This is a genomic window from Burkholderia sp. E168m15, from assembly GCF_016586105.1.
GTDB lineage: Bacteria > Pseudomonadota > Gammaproteobacteria > Burkholderiales > Burkholderiaceae > Burkholderia > Burkholderia orbicola.
Window position 1 is genome coordinate 18,607 of the sequence record NZ_BCPO01000013.1, and the last position, 16,335, is coordinate 34,941.

A 16,335-nucleotide genomic window follows, 5' to 3' on the forward strand; every position below is an offset into this window, starting at 1 on the left:
GAGCGGGTGCCTGTCGTTTTTCGATTAGGCTGTTTGACCCGCCGTTCAACGGCGGGTTTTTTTATGAGCCGGCCGAATCCGCAGGTGCCGTCAGGTGCGCACAGCCGATCCCAGCCGCGCGTTGCCCGCTCATTGTGCTACAGGCTCGCTTTTTTCGTCGGCGACGGACGGCCGCAGCCAGCTCTCGATCAGTTCATGGGCCTCGTCGAGCCCCGTACGCTTCAGCGCCGAGAACAGCTGGACCGTCAGCTTGCCCTTCACGCCCTGGTCGCGATACGCGTCGAGCCCCTTCTGCGTGTTGCGCAGCGCATTGATGCTTTCCTGGCGCGTCAATTTGTCGCACTTCGTCAGCAGCGTGTGGATCGGCTTGCCGGTCGGCGCGAACCACTCGATCATCCGTCGATCGAGATCGGTCAGCGGACGGCGTGAATCCATCATCAGGATCAGGCCGCAGAGCTGCGAGCGCGTCGCGAGATAGGACGACAGCAGCATTTCCCAGTGCGCCTTGGCGGCACCGGGCACTTCCGCGTAGCCGTAGCCGGGCAGGTCGACGAGGTTCGCGACGGGCTCGGCGGCCGGGCCGACGGAGAAGTAGTTGATATGCTGCGTGCGGCCGGGCGTCTTCGACGCGAAGGCCAGCCGCTTCTGGTTGCACAGCACGTTGATTGCCGTCGACTTGCCGGCATTCGAGCGGCCCGCGAACGCGATTTCCGGCTGAACCGTCGGCGGCAGGTCGCGCAGATGGTTGACGGTCGTGTAGAAGCGGGCTTGATGGAGCAGAAAGGCCATGGGAACCGGAAGGACGGGCGGCGCGAGCCGCTTGGTGGAGGCGGGGTAGCCCCGATAGGCGCGGGGGCTTTCAGCACGATATTGTACAATACGGCGGTTTTACCGAAGGCCACCGGGCGCCTGCCTCGCGCTTTTATGTGGCTTCTGCGGTAGACTGAACGCCGTCGTTTTTTGCAGAACCTCAAATTCCCACAAGACGAAACAGGGTGTGCGAATGAATCGACTGTGCAAGTCTCTGATGGTGCTTCAGGTTGCAGCAGGGTTCGTAGGTTTCGTAGCGGAGGCAAATGCGGCAGATGCGGCCAAGCCGGATCTGGACCGCGGCAAGGCGATTGCCGGGCAGGTCTGCGCGTCGTGTCACGGCGCCGACGGCAACAGCGCGTCGGGCAGTTTCCCGAAGCTCGCCGGCCAGCATCCCGAATATCTGGTCAAGCAGTTGAACGACTTCAAGACGCAGCCGGGCGCGAAGGGGCCGGTGCGTAACAACGCGGTGATGGTCGGATTCGCGAGCGCGTTGAGCGCGGACGACATGCGCAACGTCGCCGCGTACTACGGGTCGCAGACGACGAAGCTCGGTACCGCTCGCGATGCGGCGACCGTGCCGGTCGGCCAGAAGATCTATCGCGGCGGCATCGCGGAGAAGGGCGTACCTGCCTGCGCGAGCTGCCACGGGCCGACGGGGCAGGGTATCCCGGTCCAGTATCCGCGTTTGTCGGGGCAATGGGCCGATTACACGGTCGCGCAGTTGACCGCGTTCCAGCAGGGTGCCGGCGCGCGCAACAACAACGAGGCGATGCATCAGATCGCGTCGCGGCTGTCGGATACCGAGATCAAGGCCGTCGCGGATTACATCGCGGGCCTGCGTTGAGCGGTCAGCCGCGAACGGAATGACCGGGCGCCCGAAGGGCGGCCGGAGTCAGAACAAGAAAAGGGTGGGGCGCCGCGTCGTTGCGGTTGCCTCGCCCTTCTTTTTTGTCGGCGCGCGCCGAGCCGAGCCGGGATGGCGCGGCTTGCGGGCGATTGGGGGGGCTGCGCCTCCCGAGCCGAACATAGTGAGCGTGGGGGCTGTTTCCCCTTAGTCGGAGTTTGAATGAGCGTTACCACGTCGGGGTTGCAGTCGAAGTCGAGTCAGGGTGCGTCGAAACGTGCGGTGGAGCTGCTGAGCTCGATGCGTTTCGCGATCGCGTTGCTGGTGGTGCTGTCGATCGCGAGCATCATCGGCACGGTCCTGACCCAGGACGATCCGTATCCGAACTACGTGAACCAGTTCGGGCCGTTCTGGGCGGACATCTTCCGCTCGCTCAGCCTGTACACCGTGTACAGCGCGTGGTGGTTCATGCTGATCCTGATCTTTCTCGTCGTGTCGATCTCGCTGTGCGTGATCCGCAACGCGCCGAAGATGCTCGCCGATGCGAAGAGCTGGAAGGACAAGGTCCGCGAAGGCAGTCTGCGCGCATTCCACCACAAGGCGGAGTACACGGCATCCGGCACGCGCGCGAGCGTCGCGGCGGCGCTCGCCACATTCGTCACGAAGGCCGGCTACAAGCATGTCGTGCGTGAAACCGACGGCGCGACGCTGATTTCCGCGAAGCGCGGCGCGATGACCAAGTGGGGCTACATTTCCGCACACCTCGCGATCGTCGTGATCTGTATCGGCGGCCTGCTCGACAGCAACCTGCCGATCAAATTCCAGATGTGGATATTCGGCAAGAGCCCGGTCAACACGAGCGCGACGATCAGCGAGATTTCGCCCGACCATCGCCTGTCCGCGTCGAACCCGACGTTCCGCGGCTATGCGTGGGTGCCGGAGGGCCAGTTCGTGTCGACCGCGATCCTGAACCAGCCGAGCGGCTCGCTGATCCAGGATCTGCCGTTCTCGATCCAGCTCGACAAGTTCATCGTCGATTACTACACGACGGGCATGCCGAAGCTGTTCGCGAGCGACATCGTCGTGATCGATCGCGAGACCGGCCGCAAGATCCCGGCGCGGGTCGAGGTCAACAAGCCGTTCACGTACAAGGGCGTGTCGATCTACCAGTCGAGCTTCCAGGACGGCGGCTCGCAGATGCAGATGACGGCCTATCCAATGACCGGCAGCCAGGCGGCGACCGTCCCGGTGAAGGGCACGATCGGCAGCTCGGCGCCACTGCAGGTTCTGGGCGCCGACGGCGACACGATCGAGTTCTCCGACTTCCGTGCGATCAACGTCGAGAACATGGCCGACGCGAAAGGCAAGCCGGACGTACGCGGCGTCGCGACGACCAGCTCGCTGAAGGAAGTGTTCGACGAGCGGCTCGGCTCGGGCGCGAAGACGTCGAAGCCGACGCAGCTCCACAACATCGGCCCGTCGGTGCAGTACAAGATTCGCGGCAAGGATGGCCAGGCGCGCGAATTCAACAACTACATGCTGCCCGTCGACATGAATGGCGAGCGCGTGTTCCTCGCCGGCGTGCGCGCGAGCCCGAACGATCCGTTCCGCTACATGCGGATCCCGGCCGACAGCCAGGATTCGATCGGCGAATGGATGCGCCTGCGGGCCGCGCTCGAGGACCCGGCGGTGCGTACCGAAGCCGCCGCACGCTTCGCGCAGCGCTCGCTGCCGGGCGACGCGTCGCTGCGCGGCCGTCTGCAGGACAGCGCCTCGAAGGTGCTGACCCTCTTTGCGGCGAGCGACGACAGCATCGGCCGCGGGGCGGACGGCCAGCCGGTCGGCGGCTTCCAGGCGGTGGCGACCTTCATCGACCGCTCGGTGCCGAAGGGCGAGCAGGAGAAGGCCGCGAGCCTGCTGCTGCGAATGCTCGAGGGCTCGATGTGGGAGGTTTGGCAGATTGCGCGCGAGCGTGCCGGCGAGCCGGCCGCGCAGCAGGGCACCGACACGATCCGCTTCGTGCAGAACGCGATCAACGCGCTATCCGACAGCTTCTTGTATGGATCGCCGGTCTATTTGCAGCTTGACTCATTCAAGCAGGTGCAAGCTTCGGTATTTCAGTTGACGCGCGCACCCGGCAAGAATCTGGTGTATCTTGGCAGCCTGCTGCTGGTCGCCGGCATCTTCTCGATGTTCTACGTGCGCGAGCGGCGACTCTGGTTCTGGCTGAAGGACGCCGGTTCGGGCGTCGATGTGGTGATGGCAATGTCCACGGCCCGCAAGACCTTCGATTTCGAGAAAGAATTCGTGCAGACGCGCGACGCGGCCGGCGCCGCCTTGCGCGCCGCACCTCGCGACGCCGCGCCCGCCGGTGCGGCTTCGACGGCCCGCCCGCCTGCCGGCGGCGGTTCCGATTCCGAGAATTCCACCCGGTAACATCATGGATCTCACGCAAGTTTCCTCTTCCCGTACGGCGTCGGCTCCGGCGCCGGCATCGTCGCCGTTGTTCGACGAGCGGCCGTTCCTCGCGCGCCTGTCGCTGTTCGACTGGCTGTTCGCACTGGCGCTGGTGGCGGGCGCGGGTTATGCGCTCGTGCACTACAACGCGCACATGGATTATTACGACAAGGCGGTGATGATCGGCACCGTGCCGGCGCTCGTCGCGCTCGGCTGGCGCTGGAAGCCGGCGCGGCTGATGATGGCGTCGATCGCCGTTCTATCGCTGCTGTCGATCCAGATCTACCAGGGCGATCTCGCCCGCGCCGATTCGGCGTTCTTCCTCAAGTACTTCCTGTCGAGCCAGTCGGCGATCCTGTGGATGAGCGCGTTGTTCGTGCTCGCGACGGTCTTCTACTGGATCGGCCTGCTCGCGCGCTCCGAAACGGGCGCCGCGATCGGCCAGAAGCTTACATGGGTTGCCGTGCTGATGGGCTTCACGGGGTTGATGGTGCGCTGGTACGAGTCCTACCTGATCGGTGCGGACGTCGGGCATATCCCCGTGTCGAACCTGTATGAAGTGTTCGTCCTGTTCAGCCTGATCACCGCGCTGCTTTATCTGTATTACGAGGGCCACTACGGTACGCGTTCGCTCGGCGCGTTCGTGCTGCTGGTCATCAGCGCGGCGGTCGGCTTCCTGATGTGGTACTCGGTCGCGCGCGATGCGCAGCAGATCCAGCCGCTCGTGCCGGCGCTGCAAAGCTGGTGGATGAAGATCCACGTGCCGGCGAACTTCATCGGCTACGGCAGCTTCGCGCTGTCGGCGATGGTGTCGGTCGCGTACCTGATGAAGGAACGCGGCATCCTCGCCGATCGCCTGCCGACGCTCGAAGTGCTCGACGACGTGATGTACAAGTCGATCGCGGTCGGTTTCGCGTTCTTCACGATCGCGACGATCCTCGGCGCGCTGTGGGCGGCCGAAGCGTGGGGCGGCTACTGGAGCTGGGACCCGAAGGAAACCTGGGCGCTGATCGTGTGGCTGAACTACGCGGCGTGGCTGCACATGCGGCTGATGAAGGGCCTGCGCGGCGCGGTGGCCGCATGGTGGGCGCTCACCGGCCTGCTGGTCACGACGTTCGCGTTCCTCGGCGTCAACATGTTCCTGTCCGGGCTGCACAGCTACGGCAAACTGTAAGATTTCCGTTGCTCGTCCGACTATCAGACCGCCGGTGCACTGCGTGCCCGGCGGTTTTGTTTTGTAACGGGCGGGCGAACCGGGCGTCGAACGGCGCGTGACGGGCCGGGTCGAACGCTGATGAAGCATGCGCGCCGCGCATGCGGGAGGAGCTGCACGATGTGGATCAAACGCCCTTTGCGTAACGTACTGACCGGCGCGGATATCGCGTCGAGCGAGATCACGCCGCGCGCGGTATTCGAGAGCCGGCGGCGCGTGTTGCAGGCCGCCGGCCTCGCGGCGGCGGGCGGCCTGTTCGGCACCAGCGGCGCGGCGCTCGCCGCGTATGCGTCACCCGACCCGCGGGCGGCGAAGCTCGCGGCAAAAACCAATCCGAAATTCGTCGCCATCGACAAGGTGACGCCGTTCAAGGACATCACGTCCTACAACAACTTCTACGAATTCGGCACCGACAAGAGCGACCCGGCGCAGAACGCCGGCACGCTGCGGTCGCGCCCGTGGCGGGTGAGCGTCGAGGGCGAGGTGCAGCACCCGAAGGTGTTCGATCTCGACGAGCTGCTGAAGCTCGCGCCGCTCGAGGAGCGCGTGTACCGGCTGCGCTGCGTCGAGGGCTGGTCGATGGTGATCCCGTGGATCGGCGTGCCGCTGTCCGAGCTGATCAAGCGCGTGCAGCCGACCGGCAACGCGAAATACGTGCAGTTCATCACGCTGGCCGATCCGTCGCAGATGCCCGGCCTGTCGACGCCGGTGCTCGACTGGCCGTATTCGGAAGGGCTGCGGATGGACGAGGCGATGAATCCGCTGACGCTGCTGACGATGGGCGTCTACGGGCAGGTGCTGCCGAACCAGAATGGCGCGCCGGTGCGGATCGTCGTGCCGTGGAAGTACGGCTTCAAGAGTGCGAAGTCGCTCGTGAAGATCCGCTTCGTCGACAAGCAGCCGAAGACGAGCTGGAACACGTATGCGGCGAACGAGTACGGTTTTTATTCGAACGTGAACCCGAACGTCGATCATCCGCGCTGGAGCCAGGCCACCGAGCGGCGCATCGGCGAGGACGGCTTCTTCACGCCGAAGCGCAAGACGCTGATGTTCAACGGCTACGGCGATCTGGTCGCGTCGATGTATCAGGGCATGGACCTGAAGAGGAATTTCTGAGCGTGACCGTGAGAAACGACATGCCTCCTTCGACGCTCACGCCTGCGCGTGCCGCCAGCACCGGGCCGGCCGCGCGAGGGGCGCGCGCGGGAGGGAGCCGGCCCGCCGCGCCGCGCTGGCTCGCACCGGCCAAGGTGCTGGTGTTCGCGGCCGGCCTCTATCCGCTCGCGCGCCTCGTGCTGTTCGGGCTGACCGACCGGCTCGGTGCAAACCCGATCGAGTTCATCACGCGCTCGACGGGCCTGTGGACGCTCGTCCTGTTGTGCGTCACGCTTGCCGTCACGCCGGTCAGGCGCATGACGGGTTTCGCGCCGCTGTTGCGCTTTCGCCGGATGATCGGGCTGTTCGCGTTCTTTTACGCGACGCTGCATTTCACGACCTACCTGTGGTTCGACAAGTGGTTCGACGTCGTCGCGATCCTGAAGGACGTCGGCAAGCGCCCGTTCATCACGGTCGGCTTCGCTGCGTTCGTGCTGCTGATCCCGCTTGCCGCGACGTCGCCGCGCGCGATGGTGCGCAGGCTCGGCCGCCACTGGGCGACGCTGCACAGCGCGATCTATGCGATCGCGCTATTCGGCGTGCTGCACTTCTGGTGGATGCGCGCCGGCAAGCACAACGTCGCGCAGCCGAAGTTCTACGCGGCGATCGTCGCCGTGCTGCTCGGCTGGCGGCTGGTTGCGTGGGGATGGCGGCGCGTGCGCGCGTGACGGCGCGGCCCGGAAAAACGCCCTGGAAAAACAAAAGGCGATGACCGGGAAGTCATCGCCTCGTTTCGCGCGCCGCGCGGGCGGCCTCGCGTCGTTACTTCGTGGCGGTCGGGCCCGATGCCGGAGCGGGCAGGGTCGAGGCGCTGCTCGACAGCTCGGGCGACAGCATGAGCGGCGAGCCGGACGTATCGGGCGTCTCGTCGGACGACGCGTTTTCGTCGGTCGGTTTCACATCCGATGGCGGCGTGTTCTGCGGCTGGATCGGCTTGGGCATCGGAGGCACGGTGGGCAGATAGAGCGCGCCGCTTTGACCGCAGCCGGCAAGAATCGCCAAAGCCGCTACAATCGCGCTCATCCGGAAAACGACTCGCATGATCGTCCCTGAACAATTTAACCGATAGAGTTTAGCATGTCCGATACTGAATACCTGGCCCGTGCCGAGGCCGTGCTGGCGGCCGTCGAGCGTACCGTGGACGTCGCGAACGACGGCGATCACGACATCGATCTGGAGCGCAACGGCAGCGTGCTGACGCTGACGTTCGAGAACGGCTCGAAGATCATCGTCAACCTGCAGCCGCCGATGAAGGAAGTGTGGATCGCCGCGAAGGCAGGCGGATTCCACTACCGTTTCATCGACGGCGAATGGCGCGATACGCGCACTGGTACCGAGTTCTTCTCGGCGCTCACCGAGTACGCGACCCAGCAGGCTGGCCTGCCGATCACGTTCAGCGCGTGACGGCCGGGGCGCGGCGCTCCGCGCGTCGTGCCCAAAGAAAAAGCGCCCCGCGGGGCGCTTTTTTCATGGCCGGGCCGCGCGTCAGTGGCCGCGGAACAGGTTCATGATGTCCTGCTTTTCCTGCTCGTCGACGTGCGGCACGGCCTCGTCGACGTTTTGCGCGGCCGGCGCCTGCGGCACGCCGACCGTCGACACGAAGCCGTGCCCCGGCGTGAACTCGGTGAAGTACAGTTCGCCGCCGAGCGATTCGACACCGTCCGGCACCGTCGGCTTGAACTCGGGCACGCCCTTCAGCGCCGCACCCATGTACTCGATCCAGACCGGCAGCGACAGGCCGCCGCCGGTTTCGCGATCGCCGAGGCTGCGCGGATTGTCGTAGCCGATCCACGCGATTGCGGCGAGCGTGTGCTGGTAGCCGGCGAACCACGCGTCGTGCGAGTCGTTCGTCGTGCCGGTCTTGCCCGCGAGGTCGGTGCGCTTGAGCACGTTGGTCCGGGCACCCGTGCCGCGCTGCGCGACACTCTGCAGCAGGCTGTTCATCACGTAGGCGTTGCGTGCGTCGATCGCGCGCGGCGCGTTCTGCTCCGCGACGAGCGGCTGCGCGCGCGCGACGATCGCGCCGTTCGGATCGGTGACCTCGGCGATCAGGTACGGATTGACGCGATAGCCGCCGTTCGCGAAGACCGAGTACGCGCCGGCCATCTGCAGCGGCGTGACCTGGCCGGCGCCGAGCGCCATCGGCAGGTAGGCCGGATGGCGATCGGCGTCGAAGCCGAAGCGCGTGATGTATTGCTGCGCGTATTTCGTGCCGATGTTGTTGAGAATCCGGATCGACACGAGGTTGCGCGAGCGCTGCAGCGCGGTGCGCATCGACATCGGGCCCTCGAAGCCGCCGCCGTAGTTCTTCGGCTCCCACGGCTGGCCGCCCGTTTCCGCGGCGCTGAAATACAGCGGGCCGTCGTTGATCACGGTCGCCGGCCCGAGGCCCTTGTCGAGCGACGCCGAGTAGATGAACGGCTTGAACGACGAACCCGGTTGCCGCCACGCCTGCGTGACGTGGTTGAACTTGTTCTTGTTGTAGTCGAAGCCGCCGACGAGCGAGCGGATCGCCCCGTCCTGCGGGACGATCGACAGGAACGCGCCTTCGACCTGCGGCAACTGCGTGATCGACCATTTGCCGGCGTCGTTCTTCACGACGCGGACGATCGCACCCGGGCGGATGCGGCGGTTCGGCTGCGCGTTGGCCGACAGCGCGCCCGACGCGAAGCGCAGGTTGTCGCCCTCGATCGTCGCCGTGCTGCCGTCGATGAACGCCACCGTGATCTGGCGCGGGCTCGCGGCCGTCACGACCGCGGCGATCAGTTCGCCGTTGTCGGGATGCTCGAGCAGCGCGTCGTCGATCGCCTGTTCGCGATCGTCGGCGCCGGCCGGCAGCTCGATGAAGCCTTCCGGCCCGCGATAGCCGTGGCGGCGCTCGTAATCCATGATGCCCTTGCGCAGCGCGGTGTACGCGACCTGCTGGTCCGCGGAATCGATCGTCGTGACGACGTTGAAGCCGCGCGTGTAGGTTTCCTCGCGATACTGCGCGTACATCATCTGTCTGACCATTTCCGCGACGTACTCGGCGTGCACGCTGAAATCGCGGCCCGGCCCCTTGACGACGAGCGGCTGCGCGGCGGCTTCGTCGTACTGCTCGCGCGTGATGAAGTTCAGCTCGAGCATCCGCTGCAGGATGTATTCCTGGCGCACCTTCGCGCGCTTCGGGTTGACGACCGGGTTATACGCGGACGGCGCCTTCGGCAGCCCCGCGAGCATTGCGGCTTCCGCGAGCGTGATGTCCTTCAGGTCCTTGCCGAAATAGACCCGCGCGGCGCTCGCGAAGCCGTACGCGCGCTGGCCGAGATAGATCTGATTCATGTAGACCTCGAGAATCTGATCCTTCGTCAGCGCGCGCTCGATCCGGTACGCGAGCAGCATCTCGTAGATCTTGCGCGTGTAGGTCTTCTCGCTCGACAGGAAGAAGTTGCGCGCGACCTGCATCGTGATCGTGCTCGCGCCCTGCGACGCGTGGCCGTTCGTCAGCGCGACGAAGCCGGCGCGGATGATGCCGGTGAGGTCGACGCCGCCGTGATCGTAGAAGCGTGCGTCCTCGATCGCGAGGATCGCCTTCTTCAGCGAGTCGGGCACGTCCTTGAAATGGACGACGTCGCGGCGCTCCTCGCCGAATTCGCCGATCAGCACATGATCGGACGTATAGATGCGCAGCGGCACCTTCGGGCGGTAGTCGGTCAGCGCGTCGAGCGACGGCATGTTCGGCCAGGCCACGACGAGCGCGTAGCCGAGCACGAGGCCGCCGGCCACGACGAGGGCCACGCACATCGCGGCGAAGCCGAGCAGGACTTTTTGCCACCAGGGCCGCTTCTTCGGCTCCGGGGCGGGAGGCGGGGACGTAGGAGTCGTGGATTGCATAGGCATACCGGAAAACAGTCCCGCGATTATAGCTGCCCGGTAAGACCGGTCCTGACGCGGGGGCCGCCCGTCGGAAAGCCGCGGTCGGCGTGCCGTCAGCATAAGTCCGTGCGCGGCCGCCGCGAGCAGATGCTGGCCGTTTGGCCGACTGTCGGCCGCACGCATCGCTTTGCAGAATCAGGTCTCGGAAACGCGGCGTGGGCCGCGACGATCTCGGGAGGCTGGGATGGCAGGACGATGGGTGGCACGGTTTGCACAGGGCAGGTACCGGTCGACGGGAATCGACGTCGGTGCGCACGAGGTGAGGGTGGCCGTGGTGAGCCGGCGCGGCAAGTGCGCGAACGTGCGCGTCGAGGGGCTCGAGCGGGAGCCGGTCGGGTTGGCGGGCGGGCCGGAAGACGCGCGTTGGGCAGCCGTCGCGCGGTCGCTGGCGGCCGCCGTGTCACGGCTATCGGCGTCTGATGTGCAGTGCGACGTGCGCGGCGTGATGGCGCTGCACGATGACGAGATGCGTACCGCGACGCTCGATCTGGCCGGGCGCGGCGACATCCCGGACGCCGCGCGGCAAGCGGCCGAACGCATTTCGGGGCTGGCGCCGGATAGTCTGGCGTTCGACTGGCGGCATTACGGCGGCGTGCGGTCCGGCGAGATCGCGGTGGCGGTGGCGCCGCTGGCGCTGCTCGAACGGCGGATCGACGTGGCCGCCCAGGCCGGTATCGACCTGACGGTGATCGACGGCGAGTCGGTTGCCGTGCTGCGCGCGCTGCACTATGCCGCGCAGTTCGAACTCGACGCGCAGGGTGCCTACGCCGTGCTGTGGTTCTGTGACGCGGGCGTGCGCGGCTGGCGCATCGAGGGCCGGTCGGCTGTCTCGGTGCTCACCCTGTCCGGTACGTTGCCGGAAGCGCTTCCCGATGCATTGCGCCGGCGCGTGCTCGGAGCCGTGGGTTGCGTATTCGTCGCCGGGGACGAGCGATGTATCGCCCGCTTCGACACGTCCGTCGCCGAGATTGGCGATGTGCTCGGCACGGCGGTGGTGCCGTTCGACTGCACGGGGTGGGACGGCCAGCCGTGCGCGCGCGCCGGCATGCCGGGCGGCCCGGCGTTTGCCGTCGCATTCGGGCTGGCGTTGCGCGGGGTGTGGGAATGATGGCCGGTCACGTGGCGGCGAGCGGGGCCGCGGCGGTTGCGCCCGGGCAGGCGGTACTCGGCGACTTCAACCTGCTGCCGTACCGCGAGCGATTGGCGCAGGCGTTGCGGCGTCGCCGGGTCGCGCAGTGCGGTGTCGCGATCCTGCTCGGCGTGCTCGGCGCCGGCCTGTGGACGGGCGCTGCCGGGTTGTCGCGGTGGCGGGTGGACGCCGAGCGTGCCAGCGTGGAGACGCGGCTGCGGCAGTTGCAGCCCCAGGTGGCGGCTGCGACACGCGCCGCCAATGCCGCTGCCGCCGTCGCGCAGCGCGACGCGCAAGCGGCTGCGCTGGCCGCGCCCTACCGGCGCGTGGCAGGGTTGCTCGCGACCCTCATGCAGGTGCGTGCCGATCATATCCGGCTCGACGCGCTGCGCATGACGTCGACCGGCGCCGTGCTCGATGCACGTGCCGCGAGTTACCGGGCAGCTGCGCGGTGGCTCGCCGCGATGGCGCGCGAGCAGCGCGACTGGCGGATCGATATAGAGACGTTGAAGCCTGCCTCGGACGCGCCGGCTGCCACGGCCTGGATGCCGTTCCGGTTCTCGGTGCAGTTGCGCTGGCACGACGCGATGTCGTCGCGGACGGTATCGGGAGGTGGCGCATGACCGCGCTCGTGCATCGGCCGGCGCTGCGCGGAGGCGCCGGGTCGGGCGGCCTGCCGCGCGTGTCGCCGGCGGCCGTGCATGCCACGGGGTGTGTACTGGCATTCGTGGCCGTGCTGGCTGGCGGCATTCATCTGGCGAATGCCGCCGACTGGAGCGGGCTGACCCATAGTCGCGCGTTGCTCGCCGCAGCGCAGGCGCGCGCGGCCGACGCGCAGCGTATGCTCGCTGCCGCGGGACAACGACGCGACGGACATCGTGCGTCGACGCGCGACGATCATTCGCCGCATGCGCCGGAATGGGCGGCACTGATGCTGGAACTGGCCGATCTCGCCGCGTCGAGCGGGCTGCGCGGCGTATCGATCGAACCGCAGCGCGCCGATGGCGCGGAACCGGATGGCCGGCGCACCGTGCACATCGCCGCGGATGGCGGTTTTCGCGCGCTGCTGCACATGGTTGGCGGGCTCGCGCGCTTCCCGGTGCTGGCGGTACCGACGGCGCTGCGTATCGAGCGTGGCATGGCGGCGGCGCGGGTGGACATGTCCGTCGACGTGTTTCCGGCGCTGCCGGCGACAACGGCTGCTCCGGACAACACGCCGGTTCGCGCGGCGGCGCCCGACGCAGATCCGTTCGGCGAGGCTGGCCCGGCCGAAGCGGCGGGGCACACGGCGCGCCTTGCCGGCACGATTCGCGACGCGCGCGCCGGTCTCGCGTTGTTCGACGACGGCGATGGCGCGTTCACCGCCGTCGCGCCTGGCGACCTGCTCGGGGCCGCGCGCGTGGTGCGCGTCGAGCGCGCGGCCGTGACGCTTGCGACGGCGGACGGAGCGCAGCGGCTCGTCCTGGACGACGGAGGCCGGCCATGACGAAACACGGCTGTTGGCTATTTGCCATCTGGGCCGGCGTGACGGCGGCCGACGCCGGCGCGTCGTTGCCGCCGCTGCCCGCGGTCTGGCCCGCCGGGGCGACGGATGTGTCGGTGCCGGACTTGCCGCAGCCGCTGCGCGTGGCCGACGGCGGGGACGGTGCGGTAGCGCAGGACGCCGGCCCGCCGCCATTCGATCAGGCGGCGCGCACGGCACTGCCGACGGAAACCGCCGCAACGACCCCCACGCTGGAGGGGCCGCCGATCCCGTTGGCGCCGCCGGCCCGGATGAGCGACGCGGCGGCCCGGCAACCGGGCGATGCGGACGACGCGCGGCGGATCTCGCTGAATCTGCAGGGTGTCGGGCTCGCGGCCGCATTCGACGCGATCGCGCGGTTCACGGGGCTCAATATCGTCGTCGGCGAGCAGGTGCGCGGCACGGTGACGTTACGTCTGAATAATGTCCGCTGGCGCGAGGCGTTCGACACGCTGCTCGACACGCACGGGCTCGCGATGTCCCGGCGCGGCAACGTGATCTGGGTGACACCGGCGGCCGAGCTGGCCGCGCGCGAACGCGAGCGCTTCGAAATGCATGCGCGGGCCGCCGATCTGGAGCCACTCGCTAGCCGTACGTTCGTGCTGCACTATCCGCGCGCGCAGGACGTGCAACGGCTGCTGGCCGGCGCGACCGGCCAGCGTCTGCTGTCGAAGCGCGGTGCTGCTGCGGCCGATCCCCGCACGAACCTGCTGTTCGTCACCGATCTCGCGCCGCGCATCACGCAGATCGCGGGCCTGATCGATGCGATCGACCGGCCGTCGCGGCAGGTCCGGATCGAGGCCCGCATCGTCGAAGGCGAGCAGGGTTTCTCGCGCAACCTCGGGGCCCGCGTCGCGCTGCGTGCGCAGGGGCGGCCGCCAGCGGCCGAAGGCGCGTCCTTCACGGCGAACGCACGCAACGCGCTCGACCTTGCCGCGCGGCCGCTGGGCGGGTTCGACGCGGCGACCGCCGGTTTCACGCTGTTCGCCGCGCCACTCAGCCGCGTACTCGACATCGAACTGAGCGCGCTCGAGGCGCAGGGACGGGGCCAGATCGTTTCGCGTCCGCGGGTGGTGACGGCCGATCGCGTCAAGGCCATCGTCGAACAGGGTTCCGAGCTGCCGTACCAGGCGAAGGTCGGCAACGGCATGAGCGGTGTGCAGTTCCGCCGCGCGACGCTCAAGCTCGAAGTCGAGCCACAGATCACGCCGGACGGGCGCGTGGTGCTCGATCTCGACGTGACGAAGGACAGCGTCGGCGAGCCGACCGGAGCCGGCCCCGCCATCCATACGAAGCATGTGCAAACGCGTGTCGAGGTCGAGAATGGCGGGACGGTCGCGATCGGCGGCATCTATGAGCAACTGAACCGGAACGATGTGACGCGGGTGCCGCTCTTGGGCAAAATACCGATTCTGGGCGCGCTTTTCCGGCACCGCGCGCAGCGCGACCAGCGCAACGAACTGGTCGTTTTCATCACGCCGACCGTCGTCGATGCGCGTTGCGGCGCACCGGGCGCGGGCGACGCGGATGCCGAGGAAACGGGGCCGGAAGCCGCCGGCGCAGGCTCGACAAGGCAGCCGCTTTGCCAGTAAGCTGCGCCACACACCAGCAAGATTGAAGCAGAGGAAGCCGTTGCAAGCGCGGGACCCACATGCAAACGTATTTTTCGTCGGCCTTATGGGAGCGGGTAAGACCACCGTGGGCCGTGCGGTCGCGCGTCGTCTCGACAGGACGTTCTTCGACTCCGACCACGAAATCGAGGCCCGCACGGGCGCGCGCATTCCGGTGATCTTCGAGCTGGAGGGCGAGGCCGGGTTTCGCGATCGCGAAACGCAGGTGATCGCCGATCTCGCGCAGCGCGAGAACATCGTGCTCGCGACGGGCGGCGGCGCGGTGCTGCGCCCGGAAAATCGCGACAGCCTGAAAGCCAACGGCATCGTCGTCTACCTGCGCGCCAATCCGCACGATCTGTGGCTGCGCACGCGCAAGGACAAGAACCGCCCGCTGTTGCAGACGGAAGATCCGAAGGGGCGTCTCGAAGCGCTGTACGAAGCGCGCGACCCGCTGTACCGCGAATGCGCGGATTTCGTCATCGAGACCGGCCGTCCGTCGGTCAACGGTCTCGTCAACATGGTGCTGATGCAACTCGAACTGGCCGGCGTCATCGCCAAGCCGCTACAAGCATGATTACTGTCAACGTCGATCTGGGCGACCGCGCCTATCCGATTCATATTGGCGCCGGCCTGATCGGCCGCACCGAGCTGTTCGCGCCCCACATCAAGGGTTCGTCCGTCACGATCGTCACGAACACGACGGTCGATCCGCTCTATGGCGACGCGCTGCGCGCGGCGCTCGCGCCGCTCGGCAAGCGCGTGTCGACGGTCGTGCTGCCGGACGGCGAGGCGTACAAGAACTGGGAAACGCTGAACCTGATCTTCGACGGCCTGCTGACGGATCACGCCGATCGCAAGACGACGCTCGTCGCGCTCGGCGGCGGCGTGGTCGGCGACATGACCGGCTTTGCCGCCGCGTGCTACATGCGCGGCGTGCCGTTCATCCAGGTACCGACGACGCTGCTGTCGCAGGTCGATTCGTCGGTCGGCGGCAAGACGGGCATCAACCACCCGCTCGGCAAGAACATGATCGGCGCGTTCTACCAGCCGCAGGCCGTGATCGCGGACATCGGCGCGTTGACGACGCTGCCCGATCGCGAGCTGGCGGCGGGCGTGGCCGAAGTCATCAAGACGGGCGTGATCGCCGATGCCGGGTTCTTCGACTGGATCGAGGCGAACGTCGAGGCGCTGAACCGTCGCGAGCCGGCAGCGCTCGCGCATGCGGTGAAGCGTTCGTGCGAGATCAAGGCGAGCGTCGTCGCGGCCGACGAACGCGAAGGCGGCCTGCGCGCGATCCTGAACTTCGGCCACACGTTCGGCCATGCGATCGAGGCCGGGCTCGGCTATGGCGAATGGCTGCACGGCGAGGCGGTCGGCTGCGGGATGGTGATGGCGGGCGACCTGTCGGTGCGGCTCGGCCTCCTCGATGAAGCGTCGCGGCAACGCCTCGATGCGGTGATCGCGGCCGCGCATCTGCCGACCCGCGGGCCCGCGCTCGGCGACGCGCGCTACATGGACCTGATGCGCGTCGACAAGAAGGCCGAGGCCGGCGCGATCAAGTTCATCCTGCTGAAGCGATTCGGCGATACGCTGATCACGCAGGCGCCGGACGAAGCGGTATTCGCTACACTGGCGAAGACGACGCGCTAACGGCGGCCCGGATTCGCCGGCGCC

General features: G+C 67.5%; 15 protein-coding genes. 12 read left to right on the top strand and 3 right to left on the bottom strand.

Features of this window, described 5'->3' with window-relative positions:
- Positions 1 to 129 precede the first annotated feature (129 nt).
- Complete coding sequence (gene yihA, locus JMF86_RS01530; protein ID WP_006477171.1) at positions 130 to 789, bottom strand: ribosome biogenesis GTP-binding protein YihA/YsxC; 660 nt, start codon at positions 787 to 789, stop codon at positions 130 to 132.
- Positions 790 to 1,003: 214 nt separating this feature from the next.
- Here yihA and JMF86_RS01535 point away from each other — a divergent pair, with 214 nt between their 5' ends.
- The 5 genes from JMF86_RS01535 to msrQ all read left to right on the top strand — a co-directional run bounded on the left by JMF86_RS01535 (position 1,004) and on the right by msrQ (position 7,150).
- Positions 1,004 to 1,657 (top strand): cytochrome c, encoded by a 654-nt coding sequence (locus JMF86_RS01535; protein WP_011546640.1) that lies wholly within the window; start codon positions 1,004 to 1,006, stop codon positions 1,655 to 1,657.
- A 222-nt stretch (positions 1,658 to 1,879) separates the two neighbouring features.
- The gene (locus tag JMF86_RS01540) at positions 1,880 to 4,093 is read left to right on the top strand and encodes a cytochrome c biogenesis protein ResB (RefSeq protein WP_175809226.1); all 2,214 of its coding nucleotides are present in this window, start codon (positions 1,880 to 1,882) and stop codon (positions 4,091 to 4,093) included.
- Positions 4,094 to 4,097: 4 nt separating this feature from the next.
- Entirely contained in the window at positions 4,098 to 5,288 is a 1,191-nt protein-coding gene (gene ccsB / locus JMF86_RS01545) for a c-type cytochrome biogenesis protein CcsB (protein WP_175809228.1), read from the top strand.
- 159 nt (positions 5,289 to 5,447) lie between these two features.
- Positions 5,448 to 6,443 (top strand): protein-methionine-sulfoxide reductase catalytic subunit MsrP, encoded by a 996-nt coding sequence (gene msrP, locus JMF86_RS01550; RefSeq protein ID WP_175809230.1) that lies wholly within the window; start codon positions 5,448 to 5,450, stop codon positions 6,441 to 6,443.
- Between the two features lie 20 nt (positions 6,444 to 6,463).
- Positions 6,464 to 7,150 (top strand): protein-methionine-sulfoxide reductase heme-binding subunit MsrQ, encoded by a 687-nt coding sequence (msrQ, locus tag JMF86_RS01555; RefSeq protein WP_175809233.1) that lies wholly within the window; start codon positions 6,464 to 6,466, stop codon positions 7,148 to 7,150.
- 94 nt (positions 7,151 to 7,244) lie between these two features.
- Here msrQ and JMF86_RS01560 read toward each other — a convergent pair whose 3' ends face one another.
- Positions 7,245 to 7,523, bottom strand: a complete 279-nt coding sequence (locus JMF86_RS01560) for a lipoprotein (protein WP_054928283.1) — start codon at positions 7,521 to 7,523, stop codon at positions 7,245 to 7,247.
- Between the two features lie 36 nt (positions 7,524 to 7,559).
- Here JMF86_RS01560 and cyaY point away from each other — a divergent pair, with 36 nt between their 5' ends.
- Positions 7,560 to 7,886 (top strand): iron donor protein CyaY, encoded by a 327-nt coding sequence (gene cyaY / locus JMF86_RS01565; protein WP_011546634.1) that lies wholly within the window; start codon positions 7,560 to 7,562, stop codon positions 7,884 to 7,886.
- Between the two features lie 81 nt (positions 7,887 to 7,967).
- Here cyaY and JMF86_RS01570 read toward each other — a convergent pair whose 3' ends face one another.
- The gene (locus tag JMF86_RS01570) at positions 7,968 to 10,361 is read right to left on the bottom strand and encodes a penicillin-binding protein 1A (protein ID WP_027809236.1); all 2,394 of its coding nucleotides are present in this window, start codon (positions 10,359 to 10,361) and stop codon (positions 7,968 to 7,970) included.
- Positions 10,362 to 10,581: 220 nt separating this feature from the next.
- On the opposite strand from JMF86_RS01570, the gene JMF86_RS01575 reads away from it, so the two are divergent.
- From JMF86_RS01575 to aroB, 6 genes are read left to right on the top strand one after another with little or no spacing between them, the layout of a single operon-like run.
- A complete protein-coding gene (locus JMF86_RS01575; RefSeq protein ID WP_011546632.1) occupies positions 10,582 to 11,505 on the top strand; it encodes a competence protein ComA in 924 nt (307 codons plus the stop codon).
- A complete protein-coding gene (locus JMF86_RS01580) occupies positions 11,505 to 12,149 on the top strand; it encodes a hypothetical protein (protein WP_011546631.1) in 645 nt (214 codons plus the stop codon). The genes JMF86_RS01575 and JMF86_RS01580 overlap by 1 nt, the downstream gene beginning before the upstream one ends.
- A complete protein-coding gene (locus JMF86_RS01585; RefSeq protein WP_054928284.1) occupies positions 12,146 to 13,012 on the top strand; it encodes a hypothetical protein in 867 nt (288 codons plus the stop codon). Before JMF86_RS01580 ends, JMF86_RS01585 begins: the two co-directional genes overlap by 4 nt.
- Positions 13,009 to 14,640 carry a type IV pilus secretin PilQ gene (locus JMF86_RS01590; protein ID WP_054928285.1) on the top strand — a complete coding sequence of 544 codons (1,632 nt, stop codon included), beginning with the start codon at positions 13,009 to 13,011 and terminating at the stop codon, positions 14,638 to 14,640. Before JMF86_RS01585 ends, JMF86_RS01590 begins: the two co-directional genes overlap by 4 nt.
- A 40-nt stretch (positions 14,641 to 14,680) precedes the next feature.
- Positions 14,681 to 15,235 carry a shikimate kinase AroK gene (gene aroK, locus JMF86_RS01595; protein ID WP_054928286.1) on the top strand — a complete coding sequence of 185 codons (555 nt, stop codon included), beginning with the start codon at positions 14,681 to 14,683 and terminating at the stop codon, positions 15,233 to 15,235.
- Complete coding sequence (gene aroB, locus JMF86_RS01600; protein WP_054928287.1) at positions 15,232 to 16,311, top strand: 3-dehydroquinate synthase; 1,080 nt, start codon at positions 15,232 to 15,234, stop codon at positions 16,309 to 16,311. Before aroK ends, aroB begins: the two co-directional genes overlap by 4 nt.
- Positions 16,312 to 16,335 lie beyond the last annotated feature (24 nt).

Bases quoted from the DNA above. Each gene is read 5' to 3' on its own strand.
- yihA (WP_006477171.1), bottom strand. From the start codon at position 789: ATGGCCTTTCTGCTCCATCAAGCCCGCTTCTACACGACCGTCAACCAT.
- JMF86_RS01535 (WP_011546640.1), top strand. From the start codon at position 1,004: ATGAATCGACTGTGCAAGTCTCTGATGGTGCTTCAGGTTGCAGCAGGG.
- JMF86_RS01540 (WP_175809226.1), top strand. From the start codon at position 1,880: ATGAGCGTTACCACGTCGGGGTTGCAGTCGAAGTCGAGTCAGGGTGCG.
- ccsB (WP_175809228.1), top strand. From the start codon at position 4,098: ATGGATCTCACGCAAGTTTCCTCTTCCCGTACGGCGTCGGCTCCGGCG.
- msrP (WP_175809230.1), top strand. From the start codon at position 5,448: ATGTGGATCAAACGCCCTTTGCGTAACGTACTGACCGGCGCGGATATC.
- msrQ (WP_175809233.1), top strand. From the start codon at position 6,464: ATGCCTCCTTCGACGCTCACGCCTGCGCGTGCCGCCAGCACCGGGCCG.
- JMF86_RS01560 (WP_054928283.1), bottom strand. From the start codon at position 7,523: ATGCGAGTCGTTTTCCGGATGAGCGCGATTGTAGCGGCTTTGGCGATT.
- cyaY (WP_011546634.1), top strand. From the start codon at position 7,560: ATGTCCGATACTGAATACCTGGCCCGTGCCGAGGCCGTGCTGGCGGCC.
- JMF86_RS01570 (WP_027809236.1), bottom strand. From the start codon at position 10,361: ATGCCTATGCAATCCACGACTCCTACGTCCCCGCCTCCCGCCCCGGAG.
- JMF86_RS01575 (WP_011546632.1), top strand. From the start codon at position 10,582: ATGGCAGGACGATGGGTGGCACGGTTTGCACAGGGCAGGTACCGGTCG.
- JMF86_RS01580 (WP_011546631.1), top strand. From the start codon at position 11,505: ATGGCCGGTCACGTGGCGGCGAGCGGGGCCGCGGCGGTTGCGCCCGGG.
- JMF86_RS01585 (WP_054928284.1), top strand. From the start codon at position 12,146: ATGACCGCGCTCGTGCATCGGCCGGCGCTGCGCGGAGGCGCCGGGTCG.
- JMF86_RS01590 (WP_054928285.1), top strand. From the start codon at position 13,009: ATGACGAAACACGGCTGTTGGCTATTTGCCATCTGGGCCGGCGTGACG.
- aroB (WP_054928287.1), top strand. From the start codon at position 15,232: ATGATTACTGTCAACGTCGATCTGGGCGACCGCGCCTATCCGATTCAT.